Origin of the sequence: Pseudomonas peradeniyensis, assembly GCF_014268935.2 — a bacterium.
Classification (GTDB): domain Bacteria; phylum Pseudomonadota; class Gammaproteobacteria; order Pseudomonadales; family Pseudomonadaceae; genus Aquipseudomonas; species Aquipseudomonas peradeniyensis.
Map to the genome: position 1 here is coordinate 2,112,198 of NZ_JABWRJ020000001.1, position 26,190 is coordinate 2,138,387.

General features: G+C 65.1%; 27 protein-coding genes and 3 tRNA genes. 17 read left to right on the forward strand and 13 right to left on the reverse strand.

All coding sequences use genetic code 11. The features are described 5' to 3' along the window. Positions 1-7 precede the first annotated feature (7 nt). From HU751_RS09200 to recX, 11 genes are all read left to right on the forward strand, one after another. Positions 8-517, forward strand: coding sequence for a phage major tail tube protein (locus HU751_RS09200; RefSeq protein ID WP_023628885.1), 510 nt, complete (start codon positions 8-10; stop codon positions 515-517). Between the two features lie 12 nt (positions 518-529). After that, entirely contained in the window at positions 530-832 is a 303-nt protein-coding gene (locus HU751_RS09205; RefSeq protein WP_028690637.1) for a phage tail assembly protein, read from the forward strand. A gap of 125 nt (positions 833-957) precedes the next feature. Continuing rightward, positions 958-3,252: a hypothetical protein gene (locus HU751_RS09210; protein ID WP_186734206.1), complete on the forward strand. Its 2,295-nt coding sequence runs from the start codon at positions 958-960 to the stop codon at positions 3,250-3,252. Positions 3,253-3,261: 9 nt separating this feature from the next. Beyond that, positions 3,262-4,107, forward strand: a complete 846-nt coding sequence (locus tag HU751_RS09215) for a phage tail protein (RefSeq protein WP_186734205.1) — start codon at positions 3,262-3,264, stop codon at positions 4,105-4,107. Continuing rightward, a complete protein-coding gene (locus HU751_RS09220; RefSeq protein WP_186734204.1) occupies positions 4,082-4,288 on the forward strand; it encodes a tail protein X in 207 nt (68 codons plus the stop codon). Before HU751_RS09215 ends, HU751_RS09220 begins: the two co-directional genes overlap by 26 nt. A gap of 114 nt (positions 4,289-4,402) precedes the next feature. Then, entirely contained in the window at positions 4,403-5,437 is a 1,035-nt protein-coding gene (locus HU751_RS09225) for a phage late control D family protein (RefSeq protein WP_186734001.1), read from the forward strand. Positions 5,438-5,654: 217 nt separating this feature from the next. After that, the gene (locus tag HU751_RS09230) at positions 5,655-6,206 is read left to right on the forward strand and encodes a glycoside hydrolase family 19 protein (protein ID WP_186714650.1); all 552 of its coding nucleotides are present in this window, start codon (positions 5,655-5,657) and stop codon (positions 6,204-6,206) included. Positions 6,207-6,238: 32 nt separating this feature from the next. Beyond that, positions 6,239-6,700: a lysis system i-spanin subunit Rz gene (locus HU751_RS09235; protein WP_186734004.1), complete on the forward strand. Its 462-nt coding sequence runs from the start codon at positions 6,239-6,241 to the stop codon at positions 6,698-6,700. A gap of 59 nt (positions 6,701-6,759) precedes the next feature. Further along, positions 6,760-7,242 (forward strand): CinA family protein, encoded by a 483-nt coding sequence (locus HU751_RS09240; protein WP_186734000.1) that lies wholly within the window; start codon positions 6,760-6,762, stop codon positions 7,240-7,242. A 104-nt stretch (positions 7,243-7,346) separates the two neighbouring features. Then, on the forward strand, positions 7,347-8,423 hold the full coding sequence (recA, locus tag HU751_RS09245; RefSeq protein WP_186733999.1) for a recombinase RecA: 1,077 nt from the start codon (positions 7,347-7,349) through the stop codon (positions 8,421-8,423). Between the two features lie 8 nt (positions 8,424-8,431). Further along, entirely contained in the window at positions 8,432-8,902 is a 471-nt protein-coding gene (gene recX, locus HU751_RS09250; protein WP_186733998.1) for a recombination regulator RecX, read from the forward strand. 52 nt (positions 8,903-8,954) lie between these two features. Here the strand turns inward: recX and HU751_RS09255 are convergent, their stop codons facing one another. Continuing rightward, the gene (locus HU751_RS09255) at positions 8,955-10,073 is read right to left on the reverse strand and encodes an LOG family protein (RefSeq protein ID WP_186733997.1); all 1,119 of its coding nucleotides are present in this window, start codon (positions 10,071-10,073) and stop codon (positions 8,955-8,957) included. A gap of 303 nt (positions 10,074-10,376) precedes the next feature. Between HU751_RS09255 and HU751_RS09260 the strand changes: the two genes are divergently transcribed. After that, positions 10,377-10,583: a hypothetical protein gene (locus HU751_RS09260; RefSeq protein ID WP_186714648.1), complete on the forward strand. Its 207-nt coding sequence runs from the start codon at positions 10,377-10,379 to the stop codon at positions 10,581-10,583. 1 nt (position 10,584) lies between these two features. Here HU751_RS09260 and HU751_RS09265 read toward each other — a convergent pair whose 3' ends face one another. After that, positions 10,585-11,004, reverse strand: a complete 420-nt coding sequence (locus tag HU751_RS09265; RefSeq protein WP_186714647.1) for a quorum-sensing-regulated virulence factor family protein — start codon at positions 11,002-11,004, stop codon at positions 10,585-10,587. 214 nt (positions 11,005-11,218) lie between these two features. Here HU751_RS09265 and HU751_RS09270 point away from each other — a divergent pair, with 214 nt between their 5' ends. The 3 genes from HU751_RS09270 to HU751_RS09280 all read left to right on the forward strand — a co-directional run bounded on the left by HU751_RS09270 (position 11,219) and on the right by HU751_RS09280 (position 13,280). Further along, the gene (locus HU751_RS09270) at positions 11,219-11,929 is read left to right on the forward strand and encodes a tRNA-uridine aminocarboxypropyltransferase (RefSeq protein ID WP_186714646.1); all 711 of its coding nucleotides are present in this window, start codon (positions 11,219-11,221) and stop codon (positions 11,927-11,929) included. Between the two features lie 257 nt (positions 11,930-12,186). After that, positions 12,187-12,837: a response regulator transcription factor ErdR gene (gene erdR / locus HU751_RS09275; protein ID WP_110738443.1), complete on the forward strand. Its 651-nt coding sequence runs from the start codon at positions 12,187-12,189 to the stop codon at positions 12,835-12,837. Positions 12,838-12,914: 77 nt separating this feature from the next. Further along, positions 12,915-13,280 (forward strand): diacylglycerol kinase, encoded by a 366-nt coding sequence (locus HU751_RS09280; protein ID WP_050704455.1) that lies wholly within the window; start codon positions 12,915-12,917, stop codon positions 13,278-13,280. Positions 13,281-13,284: 4 nt separating this feature from the next. On the opposite strand, the gene finR is transcribed toward HU751_RS09280, so the two are convergent. Continuing rightward, entirely contained in the window at positions 13,285-14,211 is a 927-nt protein-coding gene (finR, locus tag HU751_RS09285; RefSeq protein WP_186714645.1) for a LysR family transcriptional regulator FinR, read from the reverse strand. A gap of 120 nt (positions 14,212-14,331) precedes the next feature. Here finR and fpr point away from each other — a divergent pair, with 120 nt between their 5' ends. Next, the gene (gene fpr / locus HU751_RS09290) at positions 14,332-15,111 is read left to right on the forward strand and encodes a ferredoxin-NADP reductase (protein ID WP_050704457.1); all 780 of its coding nucleotides are present in this window, start codon (positions 14,332-14,334) and stop codon (positions 15,109-15,111) included. A gap of 96 nt (positions 15,112-15,207) precedes the next feature. Here the strand turns inward: fpr and tsaA are convergent, their stop codons facing one another. From tsaA to rimO, 5 genes are all read right to left on the reverse strand, one after another. Beyond that, positions 15,208-15,900, reverse strand: a complete 693-nt coding sequence (gene tsaA, locus HU751_RS09295; protein WP_186733996.1) for a tRNA (N6-threonylcarbamoyladenosine(37)-N6)-methyltransferase TrmO — start codon at positions 15,898-15,900, stop codon at positions 15,208-15,210. A 6-nt stretch (positions 15,901-15,906) separates the two neighbouring features. After that, positions 15,907-16,368 (reverse strand): YehS family protein, encoded by a 462-nt coding sequence (locus HU751_RS09300; RefSeq protein ID WP_050704459.1) that lies wholly within the window; start codon positions 16,366-16,368, stop codon positions 15,907-15,909. A gap of 50 nt (positions 16,369-16,418) precedes the next feature. Next, a complete protein-coding gene (locus HU751_RS09305) occupies positions 16,419-17,129 on the reverse strand; it encodes an rRNA pseudouridine synthase (protein WP_186733995.1) in 711 nt (236 codons plus the stop codon). A 121-nt stretch (positions 17,130-17,250) separates the two neighbouring features. Beyond that, complete coding sequence (locus tag HU751_RS09310) at positions 17,251-17,709, reverse strand: GNAT family N-acetyltransferase (RefSeq protein ID WP_186733994.1); 459 nt, start codon at positions 17,707-17,709, stop codon at positions 17,251-17,253. Positions 17,710-17,794: 85 nt separating this feature from the next. Continuing rightward, complete coding sequence (gene rimO / locus HU751_RS09315) at positions 17,795-19,126, reverse strand: 30S ribosomal protein S12 methylthiotransferase RimO (RefSeq protein ID WP_050704462.1); 1,332 nt, start codon at positions 19,124-19,126, stop codon at positions 17,795-17,797. Between the two features lie 236 nt (positions 19,127-19,362). Here rimO and HU751_RS09320 point away from each other — a divergent pair, with 236 nt between their 5' ends. Then, positions 19,363-21,273 (forward strand): potassium transporter Kup, encoded by a 1,911-nt coding sequence (locus HU751_RS09320; RefSeq protein ID WP_186733993.1) that lies wholly within the window; start codon positions 19,363-19,365, stop codon positions 21,271-21,273. Positions 21,274-21,375: 102 nt separating this feature from the next. Here the strand turns inward: HU751_RS09320 and HU751_RS09325 are convergent, their stop codons facing one another. The 5 genes from HU751_RS09325 to HU751_RS09345 form a co-directional block, all read right to left on the reverse strand. Then, a complete protein-coding gene (locus HU751_RS09325; RefSeq protein ID WP_186714639.1) occupies positions 21,376-22,668 on the reverse strand; it encodes a virulence factor family protein in 1,293 nt (430 codons plus the stop codon). Next, entirely contained in the window at positions 22,668-25,310 is a 2,643-nt protein-coding gene (mprF, locus tag HU751_RS09330; RefSeq protein ID WP_186733992.1) for a bifunctional lysylphosphatidylglycerol flippase/synthetase MprF, read from the reverse strand. The genes HU751_RS09325 and mprF overlap by 1 nt, the downstream gene beginning before the upstream one ends. A 253-nt stretch (positions 25,311-25,563) precedes the next feature. Beyond that, positions 25,564-25,640, reverse strand: a tRNA-Met gene (locus tag HU751_RS09335). A 125-nt stretch (positions 25,641-25,765) separates the two neighbouring features. Next, positions 25,766-25,842: transfer RNA gene (locus tag HU751_RS09340), tRNA-Met, on the reverse strand. Positions 25,843-25,978: 136 nt separating this feature from the next. Next, a tRNA-Met gene (locus HU751_RS09345) sits at positions 25,979-26,055 on the reverse strand. Positions 26,056-26,190 lie beyond the last annotated feature (135 nt).

Genomic DNA, 26,190 nt, shown 5'->3' on the forward strand with positions numbered 1-26,190 from the left:
CATCCACATGGCAATGATTCCCGAAACACTGGCCAACCTGAACCTGTTCGTCGATGGCGTCAGCTTCCAGGGCGACGTGCCCAGCCTGACTCTGCCCAAGCTCACCCTGAAGATGGAAGAGCACCGTCCCGGCGGCATGGACATGCCGGTCGAGATGGACCAGGGCATGGAGAAACAGGAAGCCGCCTTCACCACCACCGGCGTGCGCCGCGAGTCGCTGAAATTCTTCGGCCTGGCCGACGGCACCGCCTTCAACGGCACCTTCCGCGGCGCCTTCAAGGGCCTGAAGGGCAAGATCAACCCGGTCATCGTCACCCTGCGCGGCTCGCTGAAAGAAATCGACATGGGTGACTGGAAGTCCGGCGACAAGGCCGAGATCAAGCACAGCGTCGCCGTCACCTACTACAAGCTCGAAGTCGATGGCCGCCTGGTCTACGAAATCGACGCCCTGGGCATGAAACGGGTGATCGACGGCGTCGACCAACTGGCCGCCCAGCGTGCCGCCCTGGGTCTTTAAGGAGAACACTCGATGGCTCAAGCGAAGAAACTGCCGCAATGGCTGACCGTCGACGCCGAGCGCGTGACCGTGCGCCTGTCGCGCCCCAGCGAGGCCAACGGTGTGCAGGTCGACAGCCTGTCGCTGCGCGCACCGACCGTGCGTGACATCCGCAATGCCCAGGCCGGTGGCGTGGGCGATGACGAGCAACGCGAACTGAACCTGTTCGCCTCGCTGGCCGAGGTTGGCGTCAAGGACCTCGAGGGCCTGGCCCTGAAGGACTACAGCCGCCTGCAGACTGGCTATTTTCGCCTGGTGCAGGACGACGAGGTTTGACCCTGCCCGGCAGAAGGCCGCCGCCAGGCGGTTGGCCAAGGAGCTGAACTTTTCCGCCAGCGAAATCATGACCATGTCGTACAGCGACATGGTCTGGTGGCTGGCGGAGTGACAAGGAGCAAGCCATGGCGAACACACAGGTGTTCACCCTCGGCGTCACCAGCGACCAGGCATTGGGCAGGACCGTCGACAGCTTGCGTGGCCAGGTCGAGCGCCTGCGCAGGCAAGCGGACGGTACCCGGCTCGGGCGGTTGATCGGCGAGGTCATCCGCCTGGGGCTCGAGCTGGACAAGGTGGGCCAGGCCGAAAGGCAGCTGGATAACGACCAGGCATGGGCACATGAGGCGCAGATCGACCGATTGCGCCGTGAGGGGAACGAGGTCGAGCGCTTGCGCAGGCTTTACCTGTCACTTGGGCGCAAGCCGCTGGAACTGCGTGCGATGGTGGTGGCCTCGAGCGCGGCCGCCGCCAAGGAATCACCAGCCCCTACGTTGGAGCAGCGCAAGGCGGCCTTGCTGGAGGGGACGAGCCCCGCGCCACGGCCGAGCCGGGGTGATCCGCCCGAGGCGCGCAGCGCGGAGCAGGGGCGTGTGCCTCTGGAATCGGCGAATGCGGGTTTGGCGGTGCTCAAGGCTGGAGCGGTCGGTGCCGGTACTGTCGCTGTAGCAGCTGGCACTGCCTGGGGAGCCCGTTCGTATTATCAAAGCCGAACGCCCGAAAGACAAAGCGAGATCACCAAGGGCCTGAAGGAGAATGGTGGCAAGGCTGCCGCTAAAGGCCTCACCAAGCTTGGCTTGGTCATGCTCAAGGACAAGGGCGAGGACAAGGCCGAGGCTGCTGGCGCAGCGCTTGGAGGCGTACTTGGCAACCTGGGAGCGGAGCTCCTGGGCGGTCTGACCAAGAACAAGCAGATCCAGAAGTACGGCGGTGAAATCGGCGAGATGATCGGCGAAGGTGTCGGCGGATTTTTCGGCAAGAAAGTCTTCGGCTGGTTCTCCGATACGCCCGCCGCCAACGATGCCCCAGACAAGGACAAGGCCGCAGCTGACGCTTCAGCTCAAGGTTCTGTCGATGCACCCGAGGGGACCGCCACGCCGCCAGGAGAGGCCCGAAGCGCTGTACCCGAGAGCGCTGCTGCAACGCAAGAACGCCCCCCCGAAGGGCCCGCCAATGGGGCTCGGGAGATCATGAAGGGCGGATTGATCGCGGCAGGCGCACTGGGTGGTACCGCGTTTGCCGCCTGGGGCGCGCGGACCTACCAAGGGCAATCTCCCGAGCGACGCAGCGAGATCACCAGCGGTCTCAGGGAGAACGGTGGCAAGGCCGCCGCCAAGGGCGCCACCAAGCTTGGCCTGGCCGTGCTCAAGGACAAGAGCGAGGACCAGGCCGAGGCGGTAGGCGCCGCTTTCGGCAGTGTACTGGGGAGCCTTGGGGCGGAACTGCTCGGAGGCGTGACCAAGAACAAGCGGATCCAGAAGTACGGCGGTGAGATTGGCGAAATGATCGGTGAAGGTCTTGGCGGCCTGGCTGGCAAGACGCTCCATGGATTGTTCTCCGACAAGCCCGCCGCCAACGAGGCTCCTGCCGACAAGGCCAAGACTTCCGCGACTGCCGCTCGCATGCCGAAAGCGGGTGACGATGCCGAGGAGCCTGAGGAAGAGGAGGAGGAAGAAGAGGTCGACGAAGCCGAGGACGAGGCGGCCTTCTTCGAGGGGCAGGAGGCTGTTCCGGACAGCCCGTCAGCCGCCGCATCGGCAGCCAGCGCTATCGGGCTCGCCGGTACTGCGGTCACGGGCCAGGTGGGTAGGGCGGTGGCCGGCAATGCCGGCGCCTCGGTGGCAAGGCGAGTGTTCAGGCGCATTCCTGGTGCCAACTTGCTCGACACCGGTATGCAACTTGCCGAGACCTACAACAGCGATGCCACCCCCGAGCAGAAACTCGAGGGATATGGCACCGCCGTCGGAGGCCTGGGAGGCGGCCTGGCCGGTGCTGCGGCAGGTGCCGCCATCGGGTCGGTGGTACCGGTGATCGGCACCGCGATCGGTGGCCTGATCGGTGGCGTGCTGGGCAGCATGGGAGGTGAAAGTATCGGTGGCTGGCTGGGCAAGGCGCTGGGTTCGGGCAAGGAAGAGCCCGCCGCCAAGCCGGGCCTGGGTGAGGCGGCACGGGCAATGGATAGCCCCGCAGCACAGCCGCCGGCACCTGCACCACCGGTAGCGGCGGCCACGCCAGCGGTCCCCCCCGCGCCGATCAACCAGCAGTTCACCTTCACCGCCAACATGCCGGTCACGTTCAGCAACAGTCTCGATGACCCGTCGGTGTTGCAACAGTTGGAGGCCATCGCCCGTCGTCAGCTCGAGGAGCTCATGCGTCAGGCCCGTTCCGCGCAGTTGGCCGACACCCCACATATCGCACTTTAAGGAGGATCCATGACCTATCTGGAGCAGCTGCAAGCCACGCTGCATGCCCTGGTCAAGGCGGGAGAGGCAGGGCGTCGGCGTGCCGATGCCATGCTCGATCCGATGAACGACGCGATCGTCCATATACAGGGCGCGGTGGGTGAGCTGGAAGGTTTGCCGGTGGTCGGCCCGATCATCGGGGCCAAGCTGCAGCGCACCATGCGCGCGATAACCAATGCCCAAGCCCGGGTTGCCAAGGTGGTGGCCAAGTACGACCAGGCGGTGGCGGTGGTGCGTCAGGTACGCGATCGCATCGACGGTTTCGCCGCTCATGCCGCCAAGGCCGGTGCGGCGATTCGTCGTGTGGTGGGGGAGGTGCGCTCGACCGTCAATGGCGTGCTGTCGACGCTGGGCTTCGCGCCCGAGGCGACGCCTGCTGCCGAAGCGGTCAAGGCGTTCCCGCACTTGCTGGTGCTGCAACCGCTCAAGGCGGGCGCGGCGCCGTACTACTTCAACCTGGATACCGCCGCCTTCGACCAATTGCGCCGGCAGACGCGTTTTCGCTGGGCCGGGCAGGAGCGCCTGAGCCGCGAGAGCGCCCAGCAGGCGGTCAGCCTGGGCGAGGAGAGCATCAACATCCGTGGCGCGATCTTCCCCGGCTTCAAGGGGGGGCTCGGTCAGTTGCAGACGCTGCGTAGCATCGGCCGCCAGCTGCTGCCGCTGTCGTTGACCACCGGCTACGGCGAGGTGCTCGGCACCTGGTGCCTGACCAGCATCGAGGAGGAGCAGAGCGTCCTGCTGGCAGGCGGCATTCCGCGCAAACAAGGGTTTTCACTGGAGTTCGTGAGCTATGGCCAAGACTTGCACAACGTCTGAGGGTGACCTGCTCGATACCCTCTGCCAGCACTATTACGGCCATCTGTCCGGCACGGTCGAGGCCGTTCTGGATGCCAACCAGGGCCTGGCGGACGAGGCGCAGCCGTTTCGCGCCGGGGTGAGGATCCTGTTGCCGGAACTGCCGACGACGACGAGCAACAGTCTGCAGCTGTGGGATTGAGCACTCACCTTTCCTGAACTGCACGTGGGAGCGGGCTTGCCCCGCGATGGCGCCGTCGCGGGCAAGCCCGCTCCCACGCCGTCCTTGCTACATCAACACTGCGGAGCTCCACCCATGCAACCTCAATTTCGTATCATCGCGGACGGCAATGACATCACCACGCTGCTTAACGACCGCCTGTTGCTGTTACGCACCACTGATAAACCAGGTATGGAGTCCGACGAGTTCGAACTGCGCCTCGATGCCCGCGACGGCGCCCTGGCCTTGCCAGCAAGGGGTGCAGTGCTCGAGGTGCACCTGGGTTACGCCGGGCAGGCGCTGAACCGCCTGGGCCGCTACACCGTGGATGAGGTCGAGCTGTCCGGCCCACCGGACACCCTGGTGATTCGCGGCAAGGCCAGCGACCTGCGCGGTAGCGGCAAGACCATCCGCAGCGGCAGCTGGGAGAACGCGACGCTGCAGCTCATCGTCGCCGAGATCGGCGCCCGCAATGGCTGGCAGGCCGTGTGCCCGGTGGCCGTGCAGGTGCCGCGAGTGGACCAGTACAGCGAGTCGGACTTCAACTTCATCACCCGCCTGGCACGCCTGCACGACTGCACCGCCAAGCTCGCCAACGGCCAGTTGCTGGTGCTGCCGCGCCAGGGTGGCCAGAGCGCCAGCGGCAAGCCCCTGGGGGTGATCGGCATTGCCCGCAGCGACGTCAGCCAGTGGCAGTTTCGCCTGGCTGACAAGAGTACCCACAAGGCCGTCAGGACCCGCCACCAGGACAGCGCCAGCGGGCGCCTGCAGGCGGTGGAACTGGTCAATGGCGATGCTCCGGACGGCCTGCAGCCTGTCTACACCGACCGCCACCTGTACCCCAACCGCGCGGCGGCGGAACAGGCCGCCCGCGCCCGCCTGGCCAGCTTCAACCGCGACACCGCCAGCGTGCGCCTCGACATGCCCGGGCGCACCGACCTGTTTGCCGAGCGCGCCATCGATGTCCAGGGCTTTCTGGCCGGGCTCGATGGGCACTACCTGATCGAGTCGGTCGAGCAGGTGTTCACCAGCAGCGGCTGGCGCACCACCGTGCAGTGCAACGGCGGCCGCCAGGGCAAGGCCAAGGCCAAGGGGGCCGCGCCTCGGCGGGCGGGTTCGCTCAAGGCCTGAAACGGGGCGGTGAGGGTTTCCCGATGCCTGCCGGCGGTGGCGCTCCCTATAGTCGCTGTCAGCCGGCCGCATCACCCTGTTTCCGAGCTCCAGATCAGGTGCGGCGCTCGCCACACCTTGAATCCTGTGAAAGCCAAGCGCTTCGAGCCATCGCCCATGAGCGAGCCACAGGCGGCACCGGCCGCCTTTCGATCAGACCGCAATGGAGAATGCACCGATGCCGCTCACTGAACAGCAACTCAAGCAGATCTACCCGCTCGCCGGCCAACGCGTCGCCGCCTTCCTGCCGGCGCTGAACACGGCCATGGCCAACTGGGAGATCGACCACCCCAAGCGCATTGCCGCGTTCCTGGCCCAGGTCGGCCATGAGTCCGGCCAACTGCGTTACGTCAAGGAGCTGGGCAACGACCGCTACCTGGCTCGTTATGACACCGGCACCCTGGCCCTGCGCCTGGGTAACACCCCCGAAGCCGACGGCGACGGCCAGCGCTATTGCGGCCGTGGCCTGATCCAGGTGACCGGACGCAACAACTACCAGGCCTGCAGCCGTGCGCTGTTCGGCGACGAACGCCTGCTGGCGCAGCCGCAGATGCTCGAACAGCCGCGCTGGGCCTGCGAGTCGGCGGCCTGGTTCTGGCACTCGCGCGGGCTCAATGCCCTGGCCGACCAGGGTGAGTTCAACCGCATCACCCGGCATATCAACGGCGGCCTGAACGGCTTGTCGGAACGGCTCGAGCTGTGGGCGCGGGCGCGGGAGGTACTGTGCTGAACCGCCTGCAACCGGTGTTGTGCCTCGGCTTGATGGCGCTGTCCGCCGCGTTGGCCTGGCAGCTGCAGGGCTGGCGCCTTGGACGTCAGCTGGCCGAGCAGGAACAGGCGCTGGTGCAGCAGCGCCTTGACCAGGCCGAGGCGCTGCACGGCCTGCTGCTCGCCGAGCGCGATCAGCGCCAGGGCCTCGAACAACGCCTGCACGACAGTGAAACGAAGCATTTCCAGGAGCTGACCGATGCCCAACAGACTCAGGCTCGCCTGCGTGACCGCCTTGCTACTGCCGATCTGCGCCTGTCGGTCCTGGTCGAGCGCGACACCGCCTGTGCCCCAGTGCCTGCCGCCGCCGGCGCCGGCGGCGTGGATCATGGCCCCGTACGCGCCCGACTTGACCCGGCGCATGCTCGACGAATTGTCGCCATCACCGACGACGGCGACCGTGGACTGATCGCCTTGCGGGCGTGCCAGGCCTATATCCGTGCGCTGTCGCCCTGAGCGCTTGCCAGCAGGGGCGGGAGTGGTAGGGTAGGGCGCAGTCTTGCCAGGAGCTAGCCATGGACTCGATCACCGTACTCTCCACCCGCCTGGGCGAACACCTGCGGCGCTTCAACGCCCAGGTGAGCACTGCTGAATCCTGCACCGGCGGCGGCATCGCCGAGGCGATCACCCGCATCCCCGGCAGCTCGGCCTGGTTCGAGGCCGGCTACGTCACCTATTCCAATGCCCAGAAGACCCGCCAGTTGGGCGTCCCCGAGGCGTTGTTCGCCCAGGTGGGGGCGGTCAGCCAGGAAGTGGTCGAGGCCATGGTGCGGGGCGCCCAGGCCGCCAGCGGAGCGCGCTTCGCGGTGGCGGTCAGTGGTGTGGCCGGGCCAGACGGCGGTTCGCCGGCCAAGCCGGTGGGCACGGTGTGGCTGGCCTGGGCCGACGGAACCCACGTGAGCAGCGAGCGCCGACACTTCGACGGCGACCGCGAAGCGGTGCGCCGACAGACGGTGATCGCCGCGTTAGACGGCTTGTTACAGCTTGGCGCGGAGTAAATCGCCCGACGGGGGTTTGCGGAAACGAATCGCTGTGGAATAATACTGGCTACTTATACAGTTATTCCGGCCGTCAGGGCCACGTCGAACACGTGAGGATTTCAATGGACGACAACAAGAAGCGCGCCTTGGCTGCGGCCCTGGGTCAAATCGAACGCCAATTTGGCAAGGGCGCGGTCATGCGCATGGGCGACCACGAGCGCCAGGCCATCCCTGCCATTTCCACCGGTTCCCTGGGCCTGGACATCGCCCTGGGCATCGGCGGCCTGCCGAAAGGCCGTATCGTCGAGATCTACGGCCCGGAATCCTCGGGTAAAACCACGCTGACCCTGTCGGTCATCGCCGAAGCCCAGAAGAACGGTGCCACCTGCGCCTTCGTCGACGCCGAGCACGCCCTCGACCCTGAATACGCCGGCAAGCTGGGCGTCAACGTCGACGACCTGCTGGTCTCGCAGCCGGACACCGGCGAGCAAGCCCTGGAAATCACCGACATGCTGGTGCGCTCCAACGCCGTCGACGTGATCATCGTCGACTCCGTGGCCGCCCTGGTACCGAAGGCCGAGATCGAAGGCGAGATGGGCGACATGCACGTCGGCCTGCAGGCCCGCCTGATGTCCCAGGCGCTGCGCAAGATCACCGGTAACATCAAGAACGCCAACTGCCTGGTCATCTTCATCAACCAGATCCGCATGAAGATCGGCGTGATGTTCGGCAGCCCGGAAACCACCACCGGTGGTAACGCCCTGAAGTTCTACGCCTCGGTGCGCCTGGACATCCGCCGTACCGGCGCGGTCAAGGAAGGCGACGAAGTGGTTGGTAGCGAAACCCGCGTCAAGATCGTCAAGAACAAGGTTTCGCCACCGTTCCGTCAGGCCGAGTTCCAGATTCTCTACGGCAAGGGTATCTACCGCAACGGCGAAATCATCGACCTGGGTGTGTCCCAAGGCCTGGTGGAAAAATCCGGTGCCTGGTACAGCTACCAGGGCAACAAGATCGGTCAAGGCAAGGCCAACGCCGCCAAGTACCTGCAAGAGAACCCGGCCATTGGCAGCGAGGTCGAGAAGCAGATTCGCGACAAGCTGCTGACCGCTGGTGCCGCCGCCGCTGCAGCAGCTGCCGCCAAGGCCGGTGCAGCCGAAGCCGATGCCGACGACCTGGCTGACGCCGACGCCGGTTATTGATTGGCCCCATGTCCGTCGTACTCGACACCCCCGTCGCCGTTCGGCGGACAGCCATGGACCTGCTCGCACGCCGCGAGCATGGTCGCGTCGAGCTGACGCGCAAGCTGCGTCAGCGTGGCGCACCGGACGAGCTGATCGAGCCTGCGCTTGATCGGCTGGCCGAAGAAGGGCTGCTTAGTGAAGCCCGCTATCTGGAAAGCTTCATCCGCTACCGGTCCAGTGCCGGCTACGGCCCCGCGCGAATTCGCGAGGAGCTCGGCCAGCGCGGTTTGAACCGTGGCGATATCGACCAGGCCCTGCGCGACAGCGAAGTGGACTGGGCGACGCAATTGCGTGATGTCTGGCATCGCAAGTTCGCCGGGCAACGCCCGCAAGACCCACGCAGCCGGGCGCAGCAGACGCGCTTTCTCGCCTACCGTGGTTTCCCCATGGACATGATCGGCCGGCTGCTCAGCGGTCGCGATCTCGACGATTATTGATGCCCTGTACGGCTGACGCCCATGCGTGTCAGCCGTACAGGGCATTTTGCGTTCAGCTGACCCGCAAGGCTTCCCGGGCGCGCTGGGTGGTGTGCATCGGCTGGGGTTTGGCCCAGTTCTCCGGCAGGTTGATGAAGTCCACCAGTTCGCGCAGGCGGCCCTGGTCGCGGCCGTTGAAGGCGAAGGTCAGGCGCGTCAGGTGGCTGAAGTTGCCTTCCTCGTGTTCGGCGCCGCTGTCCGCTTGCTGGTGGTACCTGCCGCTCAGGCGCAAGTCGGCGAAGCCTTCCTCCACATCATGCAGGGCCGCCTCGCTCAAGGGGTGGTGCATGCGGATCACGAACTGGCTCTTCAGCCAGCGGCTGGAGTGGTAGTTGCTGTAGAACTGGTTGATTTCCTCGACCGCCTCGTCGGCGCTGTGCACCAGGCGCACCAGCTTGAGGTCGCTGGGCAGGATGTAGCGGTTCTCTTCGAGCTGGCGGCTGATGAAGGCCAGCGCGTCCTGCCAGAAACTGCCGCCGGGCGAGTCGAGCAGCACCACCGGCACCAACGGGCTCTTGCCGGTCTGGATCAGCGTCAGTACCTCCAGCGCCTCGTCGAGGGTGCCGAATCCGCCGGGGCAGAGCACCAGCGCGTCGGCTTCCTTGACGAAGAACAGCTTGCGGATAAAGAAAAAATGGAACGGCAGCAGCTTGTCGGTGCCATTGACCGTGGCATTGGCGTGCTGCTCGAACGGCAGGGTGATGTTGAAGCCCAGGCTGTGGTCGGTGCCGGCGCCTTCATGGGCGGCGGCCATGATGCCGCCGCCGGCGCCGGTGATGACCATCAGGTCCGAGCGCGCCAGCGTTGCGCCCAACTCTCGGGCAAGCGCGTACATGGGGTGTTCCATTGGTGTGCGTGCCGATCCAAACACGGTGACCTTGCGTCTTCCCTTGTAGTGCTCGAGGGTGCGGAACGAATGGTCGAGCTCGCGCAGGGCCTGCAGGGTGATCTTGGCGTTCCAGCGGTTGCGGTCGTCATGGGCCATGCGCAGTACGGTCAGCAGCATGTCGCGGTACAGCGGCAGGTTGGGACTGTTCGGCGCGACCAGTTGCAGTTGTTCGTCGATCTTGCTCAGGTCGATGCCGTTGTCCCTGAAATGGTTGAACAGCAGCTCGTTCGATTGGTAAGGCATTCAACGTCTCCTTCTGCAGCAAAACCTCTGACCGGGTCGATGGCGTGTCCCGGCCGCGACACTGCGTGTGTCGCTGGCTGCTGTGGCTCGAGTGTGCCCCCCGAGCGTTGCAGTAGGCCTTCAAGGCCATGTTGCAGTGGCAATTCCATCGCGTTGTCGTTGTTATGGGTACTCGTTATCAATCTAGACGCTGGCGCGGCTTCGTGCCGCCACAGGCGCGCACTACCGCCGGTCAGGCGCAAACCAGTGCTGGCGGGACTTTGGTTAACTGGGGGCAGTAGGGCGATACAGCGAGGTGGCGGTATGCACCGGCTGGTGATCGAGGTGGATGGGCAACTGTTGCAGTTGCTCGAGTACGAGGCCAAGGCTCATCACCTGAGCCTTGAGGGGGAGTGCGTGCGTCGGCTGCAGGGCGCCGAGGCGCATTCGCGTTACCTGCAGGCCCTGCTGGCTGAGTTGCGCGCCGATGATGAGCAGCGGCGCGCCAGAAACAGCGATCAGCTGGCCTGAATCACTTCTTCTTGTTGCCGGCTGTGCAGCTGGCGGCGTCGAAGGCCTGGTCCATGACCGGCTGGTTGGTCTTGTAGACGGTGAAGCGGTAGACCATCACGGCGCCCTTGGACATCAGCTGGCGGTAGCCGTTGTTGCGGCACACGCTGTCACCCAGCTGGCTGCGAACCTGCGCGGGATTGGCCTGCATGCGCTGGGCGTGCTCCTGGCGTACGCTCAGGTGGTTGACCAGTGCCTTGCCTTCGACGGTGTAGCCCTGGTCGAGGATGTCCTCGTTGATGGCCCGCGGGGTGCCGACGCTGCTTTCCTTGGCGACCTTCTGCAGCATCTGGTTCAGCTCGTATTCCTGCTTGGACGCAGCTTGGGCGGCCAGGGGCAGGGCGAGCAGCAGGCTCAGGGTCGGGACGATAAGACGCAGCATGGATCTCTCCTGGTTCGATGACTGGCGCTTTGACCAGCGCCGGCGGGCGGCGTTCCATGAAAGCGCAGGGTTTCCAGGCCGCCAGAACCTGTGATTATAAAGGAGCGGCGGCGCTGGCTGCACGGCAAATGACGTGGGCTCTGGTAGACTGGGCGCCTTGTTTTCATCGAGTTGTCGCCGTGCCCCTCCCACTTCCCTGCCAAGGCCTGCTGCCATGAGCCACGCGGTAGCGCGCCTGCGCGCCGAGCGCCTGGCGCGCAGCATCAAACCCTTTGTCGCCCGAGGCTCGCGCGCCGAGCGCTGCCCGGACTGCCGGGTGATCGCCACGCACTGCCTGTGCGCCTGGAAACCCCGGGTGCCGGCCGAGTCCGGCATGTGCCTGCTGATGCACGACACCGAGCCGTTGAAACCGACCAACACCGGCTGGCTGATCGCCGATGTGATCGAGGACACCTCGGCCTTCGGCTGGCTGCGCACCTCGGTGGACGAGGGGCTGCTGGCGCTGCTGGACGATCCCCGCTGGCAGCCCTACATCGTCTTTCCAGGCGAGTTCGTCAAGGAAGAGCGGGTGGTCAGTGAGGTCGTGCGTGAGCCGGGCAAGCGCCCGTTGTTCATCCTGCTCGACGCCACCTGGACCGAGGCGCGCAAGATGTTCCGCAAGAGCCCCTACCTCGACCGCTTCCCGGTACTGAGTCTGCAACCGGAGCAGATGTCGCGCTATCGCCTGCGCCGTTCCAAGCGCGACGACCACTTCTGCACCGCCGAAGTGGCCGCCATGTGCCTGGAGCTGGCCGGTGACGGCCAAGCCTCGCAGGCCCTGGACGCCTACCTGGACGTCTTCAGCCTGCACTACCTGAGCGGCAAGCGGCGCCTGCCGCTGGACGAGCAGGACGAGGTCCACCAGCGTTTGCATACCTTCCTATAGTCCAAGGGGCAGGCGCCGCGGATTGGTTCATACTGTCGGGGCTGGCAGCCAGGGTAGGCGGGTTCGACCGGGCAATTGGCTTGACCACCCGGAGCGTGCTCGGCATCCTTGGCGCCGCTTCGGGCACGACGAAGCTGCTGTTACCCCGGACTTCGCCGTGCCATCCCGGCCGGCGGCCCTGCCGTTCGCGCCATGAGTTGCCCGCCAGGCGTCTCCCGTATCCCCTGCGCCTGGCACAGAACAGGATCCATAGATCGATGGCCACATACGAAATCCTGATTGCCGATGACCACCCGCTGTTTCGCAGCGCACTGCGCCAGGCCGTTACCCTCGGCCTGGGCCCGGACGTGCGCCTGGTCGAGGTGGCGAGCATCGCCGAACTGGAAACCAGCCTCACCGAGAAAGCCGACTGGGACCTGGTCCTGCTGGACCTGAACATGCCCGGCGCCTATGGCTTCTCCGGCCTGGTCCTGCTGCGCGGCCAGTACCCGCAGATCCCGGTGGTGATGGTCTCGGCCCAGGAAGAGGCGGCCGTCGTGGTCAAGTCCCGCGAATTCGGCGCCAGCGGTTTCATCCCCAAGTCCAGCGAGCTGGGCAAGATCCAGGAAGCGGTGCGCAATGTACTTGACGGCGACGTCTGGTGGCCGCCGCAGGCCTTCGACAAGGTCGATGTGTCGGCCGAGGCGAAGGCCGCCAGCGAAGGCCTGGCCAGCCTCACCCCGCAGCAGTTCCGCGTGCTGACCATGGTCTGCGAAGGGCTGCTGAACAAGCAGATCGCCTATGAGCTGAACGTTTCCGAAGCGACCATCAAGGCCCACGTGACGGCGATCTTCCGCAAGCTGGGGGTGCGCACTCGGACCCAGGCGGCGCTGCTGCTGCAACAACTTGAATCGGTTTCGGCCAGCTAAGTACCCGTGCATTCACGCTTTTTTGACTCCGACTGGACTAGCCTGCGGGCCTTTCTCCGGTGAAGTGACGGACACACATGTCGCCATTCAAAGGCCAGACCGGCCTCAAACGCATCGTCAACGCCGCCGGCTATTCGCTGGACGGCCTGCGCACCGCCTTCAAGGGCGAGGCCGCTTTCCGTCAACTGGTGCTGCTCAACGTGGTGCTGGTGCCGCTGGCCTTCTGGCTGCCGGTCAGCCGCGGTGAGCGGGCAATCCTCATTGCCGTGTGCCTGCTGGGGCTGATCGTCGAATTGCTTAATTCGGCGGTGGAGGCGGCCATCGATCGCATCTCCCTCGATCGCCACCCGCTGTCGAAGAACGCCAAGGACATGGGCAGCGCCGCGCAGTTGGTGGCCATGAGCATGGTCGCGGTGGTCTGGGGCGTGATCCTGCTCGGTTGAGCCTTCAGGCGATCGGTGGCAGCACGATCTCGTCGCTGCGCCGAACGCCGGCGGTGAAGCTCCGGCACAGCTCGAGGAACTCGCGCATGGCCGAAGTCTGGTACTTCTGCTTGTGCCAGATGAAGTAGAACTGCCGCGCCAGGTCCAGGGTCGGGGTTTCCACCGGCACCAGGCTGCCGCGGCGGAAGGCGTCACGCAGGGCCAGACGCGAAATGCAGCCGATGCCAAGGCCCGACTCCACGGCGCGCTTGATCGCCTCGGTATGTTCCAGTTCCAGGCGGATGTTCAGGTTGGCGCGGTGATGGCGCATGGCCTGGTCGAAGGTCAGGCGCGTGCCCGAGCCCTGCTCGCGCAGGATCCAGGCTTCATGGGATAACTGCTCGATACTGGCATGGCCGACCTTCGCCAGGGGATGCTGGGGCGCGCAGAACACCACCAGTTCGTCTTCCACCCAGGGCTGAACCTCCAGATCGGGGTGGTTGCAGTCACCCTCGATTAGACCCAGGTCAATTTCATAGTGGGCGACCTGTTGCACGATATGCGCAGTGTTCTGCACGTGCAGCTTGACCTGGCTTTCCGGGTGCACCTGCATGAAGCTGCCGATCAGCAGGGTGGCCAGGTAGTTGCCGATGGTCAGCGTGGCGCCGACGGCCAGCGAGCCGAACCCTGACTTGCCGTTGAGCAGGTCCTCGATCTCCTTGGCCTGGTCGAGCAGGGCCACGGCCTGGGGCAGCAGTTGATGGCCCAGGGCATTGAGGCTCAGGCGTTTGCCAGCGCGGTCGAACAACTGGCAGCTGGATTGGCGTTCCAGTTCGGTGATCGAGGTGCTGGCGGCCGATTGCGACAAGGCCAGCACGCCAGCGGCCCGGGACACGCTCTGGTGCTGGGCGACGGCGACGAAGACCTGGAGCTGACGGAGTGTGAATCGCATATCTATATAACCGATAACACATATCTTGATAATTCAGTTAACAGATATTGTCGCTGCCCCTAAACTATCGCGCAACTGCGCGTCTTGCGCGCGCCGCGTTTTCCTTCAGGAGCCCCATCGATGAGCAACATGAACCACGAACGTGTCCTCAGTGTGCACCACTGGAACGACACCCTGTTCAGCTTCAAGTGCACCCGTGACCCGGGCCTGCGCTTCGAGAACGGTCAGTTCGTGATGATCGGCCTGCAGCAGGACAGCGGCCGTCCGCTCATGCGCGCCTACTCCATCGCCTCGCCGAACTGGGAAGAGCACTTGGAGTTCTTCAGCATCAAGGTGCCGGACGGCCCGCTGACCTCGCAGCTGCAGCACCTGAAGGAAGGCGACGAGATCATCATCAGCAAGAAGCCTACCGGTACCCTGGTGCTCGACGACCTGAACCCGGGCAAGCACCTGTACCTGCTGAGCACCGGCACTGGCCTGGCGCCGTTCATGAGCGTCATCCAGGACCCGGAGACCTACGAGCGCTTCGAGAAGGTGATCCTGGTCCACGGCGTGCGCTACGTCAACGAAGTGGCCTACCGCGAGTTCATCACCGAGCACCTGCCGCAAAACGAGTTCTTCGGTGACGCGGTGCGCGACAAGCTGATCTACTACCCGACCGTGACTCGCGAGCCGTTCGAGAACCAGGGTCGCCTGACCGACCTGATGCGCAGCGGCAAGCTGTTCACCGATATCGGCCTGCCACCGATCAACCCGCAGGACGACCGTGCAATGATCTGCGGCAGCCCGAGCATGCTCGACGAAACCAGCGAAGTGCTGGACAGCTTCGGCCTGAAGATCTCCGCGCGCATGCGTGAGCCGGGTGATTACCTGATCGAGCGTGCGTTCGTCGAGAAGTAAGGCGAGCCGCGCTAATAAAAAAACGCAGACCTGAGTCTGCGTTTTTTTATGCTCGCAAAACAGGTTCGCCGCGATAGGTCCCGCAACGACACCAAATCATTCCGGTGTCACCTCCAGCACCCGGATCCGATCCGGCTGGGGATAATGCCAGCGCACCTGCACGTCCCAGAACTTCACCCCATACACGCGCTCGGGTGGCGGTACCTGGTAGGCAGGCCTTGGGTCCTGCGCAAGACACTGTTCGATCAGCTCCACCAATGGCTGATCCAGGCGCAGTGCATGGTCGCGGGCCTGGTGCAGGGCGCTTTCGCTCCATTCGACGGCAATCGCCTCTGGTGCATCTTTGGCCATCAGGTTGCTCGCGCCGACAATGCTGTCGGCATAGGGCACGTAAGGCTTGATATCCAGCACCGGGGTACCGTCCAGCAGGTCGATCCCCGACAGCAGCAAACGCCCAGGCTCGACGCCTTCCAGGCGCACCACCGACTGGCCGATGCCATTGGGCCGATGGGTGGCCCGGGTGGCGAACACTCCCATGCTCTTGTTGCCGCCCAAGCGCGGTGGCCGCACTTTCAGGCGTGGCTTGTCTTCCAGTGCCTGATGGAACAGGAACAGCAGCCACACATGGCTGACCTGATCCAGGCCTTCGACGGCATCGCCCTGGTCAAAGGGCGGCAGCAGCTCCAGCACGCCACGAGCGGCCGGCGCCAGCTGAGGCTGGCGCGGGATGGCGAACTTCTCCTTGAAGCAGGAGCGGACGATGCCGACCGGCGAGACGGTATGCTGCATCACGGCTCAGCCGCGCACGCGAAGGGTCAGGCCCTTAAGGAAGTTGCGCAGCAACTGGTCGCCGCAGGGGCGGTAGTTGTCGTGGCCGACCTTGCGGAACAGCGCGCTCAGTTCAGGCTTGGACACCGGGAAGTTGACCGAATTGAGCACCGCGTGCAGGTCGTCTTCCTTCAGTTCGAAGGCCACCCGCAGCTTCTTGAGCACGGTGTTGTTGGTCACCGGCACTTCGATCGGCTGCGCTGGGCGGCTGTCGTCGCGACCGCGACGGTGGATCACCAGGCCGTCGAGGAAGTGCGCCATGACCTTCTCCGGGCAGCGCACGAAGCCGGGTTCCTCTTCCTTCTTGACGTAGCCGGCGATGGCCTCGGCGGAAACTTCCAGGCCTGAGAGCTTGATGATCTCGGCCAGCTTCTGGTCGTTGGCCTTGAGCATGTAGCGCAGGCTGCGCAGTACATCGTTGTGGTTCATTGCAGCGAATCCTGTTCTGTTGCCGCGTCAGTCATTGCGCGGCGGTAATGCTAGAAGCGTTCTGTAGCGGCCACATAGCGCCACTGGCCCAGCGGCAGCTTGCCCATCGACACGCCGCCCAGGCGAATGCGGCGCATCGCCAGGACCTTGAGGCCAGCGGTCTCGCACAGTTGTTCGATCAACCCGGGCTGCGGGTTCTTCAGGACCATGCGCAGGTTCTGTTCGTTCTGCCAGCTGGCCTTTGCTTTCGGCAGTTCGACGCCCTTGCGCTCGACACCGCGGGCCAGGCGCTCGATGGCGCCGGGCTTGGCCTCGCCGCTGACCTGGACGATATATTCCTGCTCCATGCGGCGCAGGTCGGCTTCGAGCTTGCGGGTCACCCGCCAGTCCTGGGTGAACAGTTGCAGGCCACTGGCACCTGGCAGCAGCGGGGCGATACAGGCCTGGCGGGCGAAATGCCCGTGCAGCGGACGCACGCCTTCGCGGTGCGCTTCGCTGAGGCTGGCCATGCTCATGCCCGCCTGGGCGCTGGCGGCGTCCTGCCCGGGCTGCTGGTTGAGTAGCAGGGTCACCGGTTCAAGTGTTTCGGCACGGGCGCCCGGGAGCAGTTCGACGTGTTGCCCGGCGACCTTGAACTGCGGCTGCTCGACCACCTCGCCGTCGACCGTGACCCAGCCTCCCTCGATGTACAGTTCGGCCTCTCGGCGGGAGCAGCCAAGCTGTTCGATGAGGCGTTTGGAGAGACGAATGGGTTCGGACATGGACACGGGCATCACGCGGCAGGGAAAGCTTTCATTGTACCTGCCTGCGCGGGGCAGCGGCTGCAAATCGATGTCATTTCCGCCATTTCGGAGCGGGGTGGTGGTTTCCTTGGCTTTTGTCCTAGGACGTTGTACGAACCAGCCTCATATGCAGCAGGGGATAGGGCTGCCCCAGACCGTCGGTTTCAGAGCGTCCGTACACCTCGAAGCCTTCGTGCAGATAGAAGCCCAGGGCCTGGGGGTTCTGCTCGTTGACGTCCAGACGTTCGGCATTGAGCTCGCTCACTGCATGTCGCAGCAGACGCTGGCCGATACCCTGGCCACGGTGCTCCGGCGCGACGAAAAGCATGTCGACACGGCCGTTGGCCACGCCGGCGAAGCCGAGGATGCGTCGCCTGGCGTCCTTGCAGCAGACCAGCATCACCGCGTCGAGGTACTTGCACAGCACATACTCGCGCAGCAGCACGATGTAGCCGTCGGGCAGGAAGTCGTGGGTGGCGCGCACCGACGCCTCCCACACCCGCACCAGTTCTGGGTAGTCGCTCAGGTGGGGCGTTTGCAGCGTGACGGTGGGCGACATCCTGTAATCCTCAGGGCCATTGAGGAAAACATAGATGCAAAAAAATACCCCGCCAGTGGGCGGGGTATCTTCAGGCGATCATCGCTCAGACGGGCTCGGCCCACATGTCGTACTCGTCGGCATCGACGATGCGGCAACGGACCTTGTCGCCCGGCTTGAAGCCGTGGTCGCCGTCGATGAACACGTTGCCGTCGATTTCCGGCGCGTCGAAGAAGCTGCGCCCGACCGAGCCTTGTTCCTCGACCTCGTCGATCAGTACTTCGATTTCCTTGCCGATACGCTGTTGCAGGCGCGCGGCGCTGATCGCCTGCTGGTGGGCCATGAAGCGGTCCCAGCGTTCCTGCTTGACGTCGTCCGGCACTTCATCCAGGCCCAGGTCATTGGCCGGGGCGCCTTCGACCGGCGAGTACTGGAAGCAGCCGACGCGGTCGAGCTGGGCTTCGGTCAGCCAGTCGAGCAGGTACTGGAAGTCCTCTTCGGTCTCGCCGGGGAAGCCGACGATGAAGGTCGAACGGATCACCAGCTCAGGGCACTGCTCGCGCCAGCTCTTGATGCGCGCCAGGGTGCGGTCTTCGAAGGCCGGGCGCTTCATCGACTTGAGCACCTTGGGGCTGGCGTGCTGGAACGGAATGTCCAGGTACGGCAGGATCTTGCCGGCGGCCATCAGCGGGATCACGTCGTCGACGTTCGGGTACGGGTAGACATAGTGCAGGCGCACCCAGGCGCCCAGGCTGCTCAGTGCCTCGCACAGCTCGAGCATGCGGGTCTTGACCGGGCGACCGTTCCAGAAGTCGGTCTTGTACTTGACGTCGACGCCGTAGGCGCTGGTGTCCTGGGAGATCACCAGGATCTCCTTGACGCCAGCCTTGACCAGACGCTCGGCCTCGCTCAGCACTTCACCGACCGGACGGCTGACCAGCTTGCCGCGCATCGACGGGATGATGCAGAAACTGCAGCTGTGGTTGCAGCCTTCGGAAATCTTCAGGTAGGCGTAGTGGCGCGGGGTCAGCTTGATGCCCTGGGGCGGTACCAGGTCGATCAGCGGGTTGTGGTCCTGACGCGGCGGTACCACCTCGTGCACGGCGTTGACCACCTGCTCGTACTGCTGGGGGCCGCTGACCGACAGCACACTCGGGTGCACATCGCGGATATTGCCTTCCTCGACACCCATGCAGCCGGTGACGATGACCTTGCCGTTCTCCTTGATCGCCTCGCCGATCACTTCCAGCGACTCGGCCTTGGCGCTGTCGATGAAGCCGCAGGTGTTGACCACCACCACGTCGGCGCCATCGTAGGTAGGCACGACTTCATAGCCTTCCATGCGCAGCTGGGTCAGGATGCGCTCGGAATCGACCAGGGCCTTTGGGCAACCCAGGGAAACGAAGCCGACCTTTGGGGTGGCGGGAGTGGTGGACATGGCTAACCTCGGTATTGAATACAGGTCGCCCGGCTGGAATCGCGGGCGATCTTGACGGGCGCTTTTTGGCGCCTCTGATCAAAAAGTGCGCAATTCTAGCGAGCACAAGGTCGCTTTACCAGCAGAAATACGACGAACGCTGCGCTATGCTTCGCGCCGTTGCGCCGGGGCATCCGGGATGGTCCGGCGCGGGTAGGAATTCAACCGGTCTAGTTGGCCTTCTGCGGGAGTGGTCGATGGTTCAGGCAAGCAGTCACGCCGAAGGCGGGCACGAGGGCAAGCAGGGGGCTGCGAAGTCGCTGGGGCTGCTCGTGGCAGCTGTTGGGGTGGTCTATGGCGATATCGGCACCAGTCCGCTGTACACCCTCAAAGAGGTCTTCACCGGTGGTTACGGCGTGCAGGTCAATCACGATGGAGTACTGGGCATCCTGTCGCTGATCCTGTGGTCGCTGCTATGGGTGGTGTCGTTCAAGTACGTGATGTTCATCCTGCGCGCCGACAACCAGGGCGAGGGCGGGACCATGGCGCTCACCGCGCTGGCACGGCGCGCCACGGCTGAATACCCGAAACTGCGGGCACTGATGGTCGGCTGTGGTCTGGTCGGTGCCTCGCTGTTCTACGGCGACAGCATGATCACCCCGGCGGTATCGGTGCTGTCTGCGGTGGAGGGCATGGGCCTGGCCTTCGAAGGCATCGACCACTGGGTGGTGCCGATCTCGCTGGTGGTGCTGGTGGCGCTGTTTCTGGTGCAGAAGCACGGTACCGAGAAGATCGGCAAGCTGTTCGGCCCGATCATGGTCACCTGGTTCGTGGTGCTGGGGGCGCTGGGGGTACACGGCATCTCGCAGAGCCCTGAAGTGCTCAAGGCCTTCAACCCGGCCTGGGCGCTGAATTTCTTCATCGTTCATCCGGGCATGGGCGTGGCCATACTCGGTGCCGTGGTGCTGGCGCTGACCGGCGCCGAGGCCCTGTATGCCGACATGGGCCACTTCGGCCGCAAGCCCATCGCCCGCGCATGGTTCGCCCTGGTGCTGCCGGCGCTGGTGCTCAACTACTTCGGCCAGGGCGCGATACTGCTGCAGAACCCCGAGGCCGCGCGCAATCCGTTCTACTTGCTGGCGCCGAGTTGGGCGCTGCTGCCGCTGGTCGGCCTGGCAACCATGGCCACGGTGATTGCTTCCCAGGCGGTAATCTCGGGTGCCTTCTCCCTGACCCGCCAGGCCATCCAGCTGGGCTACGTGCCGCGCATGCAGATCCAGCACACCTCCAGCGACGAGCAGGGGCAGATCTACATCGGTGCGGTGAACTGGACGCTGATGGTCGGCGTGGTGCTGCTGGTGATCGGCTTCGAGTCGTCCGGCGCCCTGGCTGCGGCCTATGGCGTGGCGGTGACCGGCACCATGCTGATGACCACCATCCTGGTCTCGGCGGTCATGCTGCTGCTGTGGAAGTGGCCACCAGTGCTGGCGGTCCCGCTGTTGGTGGGCTTCCTGTTCGTCGACGGGCTGTTCTTCGCCGCCAACGTGCCGAAGATCGTCCAGGGCGGCGCCTTCCCGGTGCTGGCGGGGATCGTGTTGTTTGTGCTGATGAGCACCTGGAAGCGCGGCAAGCAGATCCTGGTAGACCGCATCGACGAGGGCGGTTTGCCGTTGCCGGTGTTCATCGGCAGCATCCGCGTGCAGCCGCCGCACCGGGTCGAGGGCACCGCGGTGTTCCTCACCGCCCGGCCCGATGCCGTGCCCCATGCGCTGTTGCACAACATGCTGCACAACCAGGTACTGCACAGCCAGGTGGTGCTGCTGACGGTGGTCAGCGAAGACCGGCCACGGGTGCCGGAGCAGGAGCGGTTCGAGGTGGAGGCCTATGGCGACGGGTTCTTCCGGGTGCTGCTGCACTTCGGCTTCATGGACGAGCCGGACGTGCCGGCGGCGCTGAAGCTGTGCCATTTGGACGAGCTGGACTTCAGCCCGATGCGCACCACCTACTTCCTCAGCCGGGAAACGGTGATCGCCTCGCGCCTTGAAGGCATGTCGCGCTGGCGCGGGAACCTGTTCGCGTTCCTGCTGAAGAACGCCAACGGCAACCTGCGGTTCTTCAACCTGCCGCTCAATCGGGTAATCGAGCTGGGAACGCAGGTCGAGATCTGAGGGCGAAAGCATCGCGGGGCAAGCCCGCTCCCACAAGGATTACACAGGTCCTGTGGGAGCGGGCTTGCCCCGCGATGGGCCGCAAAGCGGCCCCTTTCCCCATCATTTCTCAGCGACGTTGGCCTTTCCCTGGCGGGTCTCGATCTCGCCGATCAGGCGCTTGGCCAGCGCCGGGTAGTTCTCGTCGAAGTGATGGCCGCCCGGCAGCTTCATGCGCTCGCCCACGGCCGTCTTGTCGGTGCAGCCGCTTTCGTCGGTCTCTTCCACGCCGTAGATGCATACCACCTTCGCTGCCGGCAGCCTGGCCATCTCAGGCCCGGTCGGGGCCTCCTGACCTTCCTTGCCCAGCCAGCCCTCCACCTCGATCTCGAAGCTGCCGCTGCGGGCGAAGGCCAGCAGGATCACCGCGTCGATGCGCTTCTGGTCTTCCTCGGAGAGGCGGTTGTAGATGGCCGGCAGCACGTCGGCGCCGAACGAGTAACCGGTCAGCACGAAGCGCTTGGTGCCCCATTTCTGGCGGTAGTGCTGCATCAGTTCGGACAGGTCGGCGGCGCTCTGTTCCGGGGTCTTGTGCTGCCAGTAGTAGCGCAGGGTGTCGATGCCCACCACCGGATAGCCGAGCTTGGCCATCTCGCCGGCCACGTCGCGGTCCAGGTCGCGCCAGCCGCCGTCGCCGGACAGGAACAGGGTCACGGTGTCGGTGGTCTGCCCAGCCGGGACTTCCACCACCGGGATCGCCAGGGCGTTGCCGTCGTGGCCGACCAGGGCCTGGGTCAGCTGGGCCTTGAGCACCTGGGGCAGGTGGATGTCGTAGTCGGCGATGCTGGTCTCGGCGTTGGCCTGGTCGCGCACGAAGGCGGCGCTGGCATCATCCGGGTTGTCATTCCAGGCCACGTTCCAGTGGCCGTGGGCGGCAGACTTGGGCAGGGCGGCCTGGCAACCGGGTTGCTCGAGGGTGAAGTCCACCGAGATCGCCCGGGCCTTGTCGTCGCCCTGCGCGGCCAGCCAGCGCCAGGCCTGGGCCGCGCCCGGGCCGATGCCGGCGACCAGGGTCGGCTTGTCGGCCAGGCGGGTGAGGGCCTGGTCCATTGCCGCCTGCTGCTTGGCGCAGTCGGCGGGCGGCAGGATCACCTGCACCAATTGGGCTTCGCCGGCCTGGCTCAGGTCGAGCAATTGCTTGTCGGTCAGGGCCTGGTCCTGGGGCACGCCGATGGCCACCCGGGCCTTGGCGTGCACGCCGGGGGTGGCACGGGTAAGGGCGCTGCCGTCGTCGAGGGTGAGGTGCTCCAGGCGCGCCTCGGGCGCCGGCCGGGTCCACAGCCAGAAGGCCGCGCCGCCGGCCAGCACGGCCAGCAGCAGGGGAATCAGTACGTACAACCAATAGCGTCGGATCATCAACGTTTCACCAATCCAGTCAGGCCGCCAGCGATCAGGGCGGCGGTGTCAGCCAGTGCCACCAGCGGGTCGAGCCCGGCCGGCACGGCCATGTAGCGGGGTTCCCAGTCCGGCTGGAACTTGTCCTTGAAGCGCCGCAGGCCCTGGAAGTTGTAGAGCTGCTCGCCGCGCTGGAACACCATCGAGCCCAGGCGCTGGGTCAAGGGGGCGCCACGGCGCGGCTGCAAGCCGGAGAGGGGGACCATCCCCAGGCTGAAACGGCCATAGTCATGGCTCTTGTAGTGCAGGATCAGGCCGACCATCATGAATTCCATGGTCAGTTTCGGCGCTTCCGGGTGCGCGCGCATCAGGTCGAGACTGGCCAGCTCGTTGCTGTGGGTCTCCAACAGGTTGGCGAAGGCCACCGGGCGGCCCTGGAAGCGGATCAGCGCGATGCGGAAATGCTGCAGGTACTCGGGGCTGAAGCGGCCGAGGGAGAAGCCTTTCTCGCGCACGTTCTTGCCGCCGAGCCAGGCGTCGGAGATTTCCTTGAGCTCGTCCAGCGGCGCCTGGCCGGGCTCGTGGATCTCCAGGCTCAGGCCGTCGCGTCCGCCTCGGTTCCAGGTGTAGCGCAGGTCTTTCATTTCCTTGCCCTTGGCCTCGATGTCGAAGCGCCGCAGGTCGACCCGGGCTTCTTCGCCGAGCTTGATCGCGGTCAGGCCGATGTCCATGTAGAACGGCAGGTTCTCCGCCCGCACCTGGTAGAACACCGGGCGCGCATGGTGCAGGTCGCACAGGTCGCGGAACTGCCAGATCATCTCGGCGCGCTCCTGGGCCGGGCCGATCGGGTCGTACAGGGCCACCAGGCTGCGACCGCGGCGGGCGTACATGAGGAAGGCGTTGTCGTTGGGGTGGAACAGCAGCGCCTTGTCGCCGGTCAGGGCCAGGCCGCCGTCGGGCTGGTCGGAGGCCAGCAGGATGCGGTTGGCGCGTTGCAACTCGTCCTCGGTCGGCAGGTGGATGACCGGGCGGGCGGTGCGCAGCAGCCAGGTCAGGGCGACGATCACCAGCAGCACGGCGCTGCCGAGGGCGGCGCGCAGGCCGCGCGGCGCGTCGGCGTCGAGGGTGAACTGCCACCACAGCTTGTGGGTGTAGGGCACGTCCTGGTAGGCGAACAGCAGCAACCACACCGAGGCACCGACCACGCAGGCGCTGGCCACCAGGTACACCGGCGAGAACGGCAGTTCCAGCAAGCGGCTGGGGCGGTAGAACGAGCGGCGGAACAGGGCGAGCAGGGCGGCGGTGAAGCACATCAGGCTGGCTTCTTCCCAGTCGAAGCCCTTGAGCAGCGACAGTACCGCGCCCACCAGCAGCAGCACCGTGGTCAGCAGCCAGGCAGCCGACAGGCGCCGGCGCAGGCCCTGGGCAAGCAGCAGGCAGAGCACGCCGATCAGGCTGGCGCCGAAGTGCGAGGCATCGATCAGGCGGTGCGGAATCAGGAAGCCCATGTGTTCCAGGCGGCTGTCGATTTCCGGGGTGGCGCCGGAGAACAGCAGCACCACGCCGGAGAGGAATACCAGGATCGCCAGCACTGGCGCGGCCAGCCCCGAGGCGGCGCGGATCGCCTGCTGGGTGACCATCAGGCGCCGGGCCTCGTTGGCCAGCAGCAGCACACAGGCCACCAGCAGCGGCATGACCACGTAGATCAGCCGGTACAGCAGCAGCGCGGCGGCCAGCGGCGCGGCCCCCAGCTGGTTGGCGAAGGCCGCCAGCAGGATCGCCTCGAACACGCCGACGCCGCCCGGCACATGGCTGAGCACGCCGGCGGCGAGGGCGAGCAGGTAGACCAGCACGAAAGCGCCGAACGGCGGCGCTTCTGGCAGCAGCAGGTAGAGCACGGTGGCGGCGGCGGCGACATCCAGCGCGGTGATTAGCAGTTGCAGCGCGGTCAGTCGGGCGCCCGGCAGGCGCAGGGTGCGGCGGCCGAACTGCACCAGCAGGTTGTCGGCCAGCGGTTGTTCGGGCAGGCGCCGGCGATACAGGCCCATCACCAGGGCGGCGGCGGCCACCAGCACGGCGACTGCGATACCGCCCAGCAGCGGTGCTGGCAGGCGCAGTGCGGTTGCCGCCGCCGGCAGATCGCTCAGGGTGGCCAGTGCCGCCAGGGGCGGGAGGGCGCAGCCCAGCGAGAGACTGGCAAAGACCGTCATGCGCGCGACTTCCGCTGCGCCCAGGCCTTGGCGCGCGTAGAGGCGATAGCGTACTGAACCGCCAGACAGCATCGACAGGCCAATGGCGTTGCCGATGGCGAAGGCACTGAAGCCGCCCAGCACCAGGGTGCGTGGCGGCAGTTGCACGGCCGCGTAGCGGCTGGCCGACCATTCATAACCCAGCAGGATGACGAAACCGACCACGGTGGCCAGGACCGCGCCGAGCAGTGCATTGGCCGGTACGCTGAGCATGGCATCGTGCAGGGCATAGATGTCCAGTTCGCTCAGCAGATGGCGACAGGCGATCAGGCCCATGGCGAACAGCACCAAGGTCACTGCCAGCCCCAGCGGTTGGCGGTACTTGCTCAGGCGCTCCAGCCAGGGCAGGCGCTGGGCAGCCGTGGGCAAGGCCGCCGTCAGCGGTGCCTGGGTTTCGGGAGTGGGGGCGGTCATGGGGTGCCTCGTGCGGTCTGCGCGAGGTGGAGGCAAGGTACGGCCAAGTGAAAGTCCCTTTGGAAAAACGTATCCGAATATTACTCCGGGCCGACGGCTTAATCTGTTTCAGGATAGTTAAAGATAGTTCATTCAGCCGCAGGGGCACGGCAAGGGAGGCAGGTAGCGGGGAAGGGGCAATTGGCTTTTGTGGAGCCTGAATGCAACAAACCCCGCACTATCTTGCGACAGGCGGGGCTTGTTCTGACGAATATGGTTGCGGGAGCCGGATTTGAACCGACGACCTTCGGGTTATGAGCCCGACGAGCTACCAGGCTGCTCCATCCCGCGTCAGAGGGGCGCATTCTACAGATTGGCCATGCACTGTCAAGTGCTAACAGTGAGTGAAACGTCATTTGGTTGATCAGCAGACAATAAAAAAGGCCACTGTCGAGACAGTGGCCTTTTTTTGAATCTGGTTGCGGGAGCCGGATTTGAACCGACGACCTTCGGGTTATGAGCCCGACGAGCTACCAGGCTGCTCCATCCCGCGCCTGTGGAACCGAATTCTACCGATTTCTAGTTTGCTGTCAAGCGTTACTGCTTGATTTTCCATGGGTTTTTAATAATCGGAAATCGAAATGCAATAAAAAAAGGCCACTGTCGAAACAGTGGCCTTTTTTTGAATCTGGTTGCGGGAGCCGGATTTGAACCGACGACCTTCGGGTTATGAGCCCGACGAGCTACCAGGCTGCTCCATCCCGCGCCTGTGGGATCGAATTCTACGGATTTCCTTTTCGGTGTCAAGCATTAATTCAAAAAAATCCTTTTTTGTTCAAACCCTTAGCGTCTCAGATCGGCACGCGGCTCAGTCGTGACGGGGCTTGCAGGCCGATCGTCC

Bases quoted from the DNA above. Each gene is read 5' to 3' on its own strand.
- HU751_RS09225 (WP_186734001.1), top strand. From the start codon at position 4,403: ATGCAACCTCAATTTCGTATCATCGCGGACGGCAATGACATCACCACG.
- HU751_RS09270 (WP_186714646.1), top strand. From the start codon at position 11,219: ATGAGCCACGCGGTAGCGCGCCTGCGCGCCGAGCGCCTGGCGCGCAGC.
- HU751_RS09215 (WP_186734205.1), top strand. From the start codon at position 3,262: ATGACCTATCTGGAGCAGCTGCAAGCCACGCTGCATGCCCTGGTCAAG.
- mprF (WP_186733992.1), bottom strand. From the start codon at position 25,310: ATGACCGCCCCCACTCCCGAAACCCAGGCACCGCTGACGGCGGCCTTG.
- HU751_RS09310 (WP_186733994.1), bottom strand. From the start codon at position 17,709: ATGTCGCCCACCGTCACGCTGCAAACGCCCCACCTGAGCGACTACCCA.
- HU751_RS09305 (WP_186733995.1), bottom strand. From the start codon at position 17,129: ATGTCCGAACCCATTCGTCTCTCCAAACGCCTCATCGAACAGCTTGGC.
- recX (WP_186733998.1), top strand. From the start codon at position 8,432: ATGTCCGTCGTACTCGACACCCCCGTCGCCGTTCGGCGGACAGCCATG.
- HU751_RS09280 (WP_050704455.1), top strand. From the start codon at position 12,915: ATGTCGCCATTCAAAGGCCAGACCGGCCTCAAACGCATCGTCAACGCC.
- HU751_RS09220 (WP_186734204.1), top strand. From the start codon at position 4,082: ATGGCCAAGACTTGCACAACGTCTGAGGGTGACCTGCTCGATACCCTC.
- erdR (WP_110738443.1), top strand. From the start codon at position 12,187: ATGGCCACATACGAAATCCTGATTGCCGATGACCACCCGCTGTTTCGC.
- recA (WP_186733999.1), top strand. From the start codon at position 7,347: ATGGACGACAACAAGAAGCGCGCCTTGGCTGCGGCCCTGGGTCAAATC.
- HU751_RS09240 (WP_186734000.1), top strand. From the start codon at position 6,760: ATGGACTCGATCACCGTACTCTCCACCCGCCTGGGCGAACACCTGCGG.
- HU751_RS09320 (WP_186733993.1), top strand. From the start codon at position 19,363: ATGGTTCAGGCAAGCAGTCACGCCGAAGGCGGGCACGAGGGCAAGCAG.
- HU751_RS09260 (WP_186714648.1), top strand. From the start codon at position 10,377: ATGCACCGGCTGGTGATCGAGGTGGATGGGCAACTGTTGCAGTTGCTC.
- HU751_RS09255 (WP_186733997.1), bottom strand. From the start codon at position 10,073: ATGCCTTACCAATCGAACGAGCTGCTGTTCAACCATTTCAGGGACAAC.
- HU751_RS09325 (WP_186714639.1), bottom strand. From the start codon at position 22,668: ATGATCCGACGCTATTGGTTGTACGTACTGATTCCCCTGCTGCTGGCC.
- HU751_RS09300 (WP_050704459.1), bottom strand. From the start codon at position 16,368: ATGAACCACAACGATGTACTGCGCAGCCTGCGCTACATGCTCAAGGCC.
- HU751_RS09230 (WP_186714650.1), top strand. From the start codon at position 5,655: ATGCCGCTCACTGAACAGCAACTCAAGCAGATCTACCCGCTCGCCGGC.
- finR (WP_186714645.1), bottom strand. From the start codon at position 14,211: ATGCGATTCACACTCCGTCAGCTCCAGGTCTTCGTCGCCGTCGCCCAG.
- fpr (WP_050704457.1), top strand. From the start codon at position 14,332: ATGAGCAACATGAACCACGAACGTGTCCTCAGTGTGCACCACTGGAAC.
- HU751_RS09200 (WP_023628885.1), top strand. From the start codon at position 8: ATGGCAATGATTCCCGAAACACTGGCCAACCTGAACCTGTTCGTCGAT.
- HU751_RS09205 (WP_028690637.1), top strand. From the start codon at position 530: ATGGCTCAAGCGAAGAAACTGCCGCAATGGCTGACCGTCGACGCCGAG.
- HU751_RS09210 (WP_186734206.1), top strand. From the start codon at position 958: ATGGCGAACACACAGGTGTTCACCCTCGGCGTCACCAGCGACCAGGCA.
- rimO (WP_050704462.1), bottom strand. From the start codon at position 19,126: ATGTCCACCACTCCCGCCACCCCAAAGGTCGGCTTCGTTTCCCTGGGT.
- HU751_RS09235 (WP_186734004.1), top strand. From the start codon at position 6,239: ATGGCGCTGTCCGCCGCGTTGGCCTGGCAGCTGCAGGGCTGGCGCCTT.
- tsaA (WP_186733996.1), bottom strand. From the start codon at position 15,900: ATGCAGCATACCGTCTCGCCGGTCGGCATCGTCCGCTCCTGCTTCAAG.
- HU751_RS09265 (WP_186714647.1), bottom strand. From the start codon at position 11,004: ATGCTGCGTCTTATCGTCCCGACCCTGAGCCTGCTGCTCGCCCTGCCC.